Source organism: Streptomyces sp. T39 (genome assembly GCF_008042045.1).
Taxonomy (GTDB): Bacteria; Actinomycetota; Actinomycetes; order Streptomycetales; family Streptomycetaceae; genus Streptomyces.
On the sequence record NZ_RDBP01000147.1, the window covers coordinates 1 to 3,542 of the forward strand.

The 3,542-nt window shown below is 78.0% G+C and carries 1 pseudogene; it reads right to left on the reverse strand.

The features are described 5' to 3' along the window. Positions 1–192: 192 nt before the first annotated feature. Positions 193–3,171: pseudogene (locus tag EAO77_RS36305) on the reverse strand (non-ribosomal peptide synthetase); the annotation flags it as partial. Positions 3,172–3,542 lie beyond the last annotated feature (371 nt).

Here is a 3,542-nt window from a genome sequence, read left to right on the forward strand (position 1 = left end):
CCGCCCCGGAGCGGGGGCCGCCCGGTCCGCCCGCGGCGGCCGCGAGCGCCGGATCTGCGAGGTGTTCGCCGACGTCCTCGGCGTCGACGAGGTCGACCCGGACATGGACTTCTTCATGCTCGGCGGCGACAGCATCATGGCCATGACCCTCTCCGGCCGGGCCCGGGCGGCCAGGTCGGTCTTCCCGGCGGGGGTGACGGGCAGGGCGTCCAGGACCACGACATGGCCGGGCACCATGGGCGCGGGCAGCGTCGCACTCAGCGACTCCCGCAGGGCGTCGGGGGCCGGCGCCGCTCCGGGGGCGGGGACGACGTAGGCGACCAGCTGCCGTGTGCCGCGGTCGTCGTCGCGGGCCACGACCACCGCCTCGGCGACCGCCGCCTCCTCGCGCAGCCGTGCCTCGATCTCGCCCGGTTCCACCCGGTTCCCCCTGATCTTGATCTGCTGGTCGGTGCGGCCGAGGTAGGTGAGCACGCCGTGCTCGTCGTGCCGGACGAGGTCGCCGGTGCGGTACATCCGCTCCCCCGGGCCGCCGAACGGGTCGGCGACGAAACGCTCCGCGGTGAGGGCCGCGAGGCCGTGGTAGCCCTGGGCGAGCTGGGCTCCCGCGATGTGGAGCTCCCCGGTCTCGCCCGCGGCGACCGGGCGCAGATGGCGGTCGAGGACGTAGAGCCGGGTGTTGTGCACCGGCCGCCCGACGGGGACCGTGCCCTGGTCGCCGCTCGCGGGGTCCGCCGGGGCGGAGGTGACCTGGATGACCGCCTCGGTGGGCCCGTAGACGTTGAAGAGCGGCACGCCGGTGCGCTCGTGCCAGCGGCGGGCGAGGGGCGCGGGCAGAGCCTCTCCCCCGCTGAAGGCCCGGCGCAGGCTCGTCCACCAGGGCCCGCCGGGCACGTCCTCGGCGAGGAGCGCCGCGTACAGCGAGGGCACCAGGTCCACGGTGGTGACCTGTTCGGCGCGGATCAGCCCGGCGAGGTAGGCGGGGTCGCGCTGTCCGCCCGGCTCGGCGACGACGACGGTGCCGCCGGTGAGCAGCGGGACGAAGACCTCCTGGAGGGCGGGGTCGAAGCCGGCCGCGTACTGGTGCAGCGTCCGGTCGCCGGGCCCGAAGCCGAAGTGGCCGGCGGTCCAGGTGAGCTGGGCGGTGAGGGCCCGGTGGGTGACGGTCACGCCCTTGGGACGGCCGGTGGACCCGGAGGTGTACATCAGGTAGGCGGCCGTGTCGGGGTCGACGGCCGGCAGTGCCGGAGCGGGGCCCGGCTGCGGGATGTCGTCGCGGCCGAGCAGCACCGGGATGACGCCGTCGGCGTGCGGCAGTCGGGCGAGGGCGTCCTCGGTGGTCACGACCGTGCGGGCGCCGGAGTCGGCGAGCATGCGCCGGACCCGGTCGGCGGGGTGGCCGTCGTCGAGCGGGAGGAAGGCGGCTCCCGTCCTGAGGACGGCGAGCAGGGCGGCGACGGAGGCGGCCGAGCGCGGTACGGCGACGGCGACGACCGTCCCGGGGCCGGCGCCGCGGGCGGCGAGCACCCTGGCCAGGGCCTCGGCCCGCGCGTCCAGTTCGGCGTAGGAGGTCCGTACGCCGTCGGCGACGACGGCGGTGGCGCCGGGGGTGCGGCCGGCCTGTCCGGCGATCGCCTCGTGCACGGTCCCGGTGGCCGGCGGCCGGACGGGACCGGCGAGCAGGGCGAGGGTGTCGCGCCGTTCGCCGGCGCTCCGCGTGGCGAGCCGGCCGGCCGGTACGCCAGGGTCGGCGGTCAGCTGTTCCAGCAGCAGCAGGAGCCGGGCGGCGAGGCGCCGGGCGGCCGGGGCGTCGAGCCGGGCCGGGTCGTGCTCCAGCGTGCACGCCAGGCGTGCGCCGGGCACCACGGTGAGGGCGAGAGGGTAGTGGACGGCGTCACGGACGTGTGACCCGGTGAGGCGGACCAGGCCCCGGGGGTCGGCCGGCTCACCGGCCGCGGGCTGGTTCTCCACCACCGCGAAGGCCTCGAACAGCTCGCCCCGGCCGGCGGCCCGCCGGATGTCGGCGAGACCCAGGTGCTGATGGTCCAGCAGGTCGGCCTGCTGCTCCTGGAAGCGGGCCAGCACCTCGGCGAGCGGCTGCTCCGGACGCCAGGTCAGGCGTGCCGGGACGGTGTTGGCGACCAGCCCGACGAGCGTGACGAGGCCGTCCACCGGCGCCTGCCGCCCGGAGACCGTGATGCCGACCACCGTGTCGTGGCTGCCCGTGACGTCCGAGACGAGCAGCGCGAAACCGCCCTGGACGGCGGTGGCCAGGGTCAGCCCGAGCGACCGCAGGCGCCGGGTCAGGGCGGCGGTGGCCGCGGCGTCGAGGGACACGGTGAACGCCCCCCGCTCCGCTCCCGCGGCGGGTCGCACCGGGAGCCGGGCCGCGGCGGGGTCGTACCCGGCCAGCGCCGCGGCCCAGGCCCGCCGCGCCTGTTCGCGGTCGCGCCCGGCGAGCCATCCGGCGTGCGCGCGGTAGGCGGTGTCGGGGACGGCGGGCGTCACGGGACCGCCCGGGCGGTAGCCGTCCAGGAGTTCGCGCAGCAGCAGGCCGAGGGACCAGCCGTCGGCGACGGCGTGGTGGAGGGTGAGCACCAGCAGCGAGCGCTCCGCCGAGAGCCGCACGAGCGCGGCGCGGATCAGCGGCGGGGTGCCGAGGTCGAAGCCGGCCTCCCGCTCGGCGGCGGCGATCCCCTCGACGCCCGCCGCCTGCTCTCCGCGCCCCGCCCCCGACAGGTCGTGGGCTTTCCAGGGCAGGGTGACGCGCGCGGGGACGACCTGCACGGTGCGGTCGGCCGGGTCGCGGCGGAAGCAGGCGCGCAGCAGCGGGTGCCGGTCGAGCAGACGGCACGCGGCGGCCCGCAGCGCCTCGGCGTCGACGTCGCCGGAGAGTTCGAGGACGTCCTGCACGGTGTAGCCGTCGGCGCCGCCCTCGTCCACGGCGGCGTGGAAGCAGAAGCCCTCCTGGAGCGGTGTGGCCGGGACGATGTCGTGGAGGTCCCCCAGTCCGGCACCGAGCAGGGCCCGCTCCTCGGGCGTCGTCGCCACCAGCGCGAAGGCCCCGGGCACCGCGCCGGCACCGGTTGCGCGCACCTCGGGACTCGCGCCGGATGCGTGGGCCCGGGGGCTCGCGGCGGATGCGTGCGCCTCGGAACCCGCGCTGGTCATGTGCGCCCCGGGGAACGTGCCGGTGCCGAGGCGCGCCCCTGCGTCGGCAGCCCCGGCCACCGTGCCCGCACCGGAGCCGTGCACCACGACCTGGCTCGCGGCGGACGCGGCCGCGCTCGTGCCGCGCACAGCCGCCGCACCCGCCGCGGCCCGGCCCGAGCCGACGCCCGCCCCCTCGGAATCCCGACCGACCCCGACGAAACCCGCACCCACCCCGGCCGGACCCGCGCCGGGCACGGCGGCGACGGCGCCCGTGCCCGCGGCGGCGTCGGACGCGGCAGCGCTCCCGCCGGACACGGCAGGCACGACGGCGCTCCCGCCGGACACGGTCGCGCTCGCCCCGGCGTCCGCCCCCTCCGGAACCGAACCCC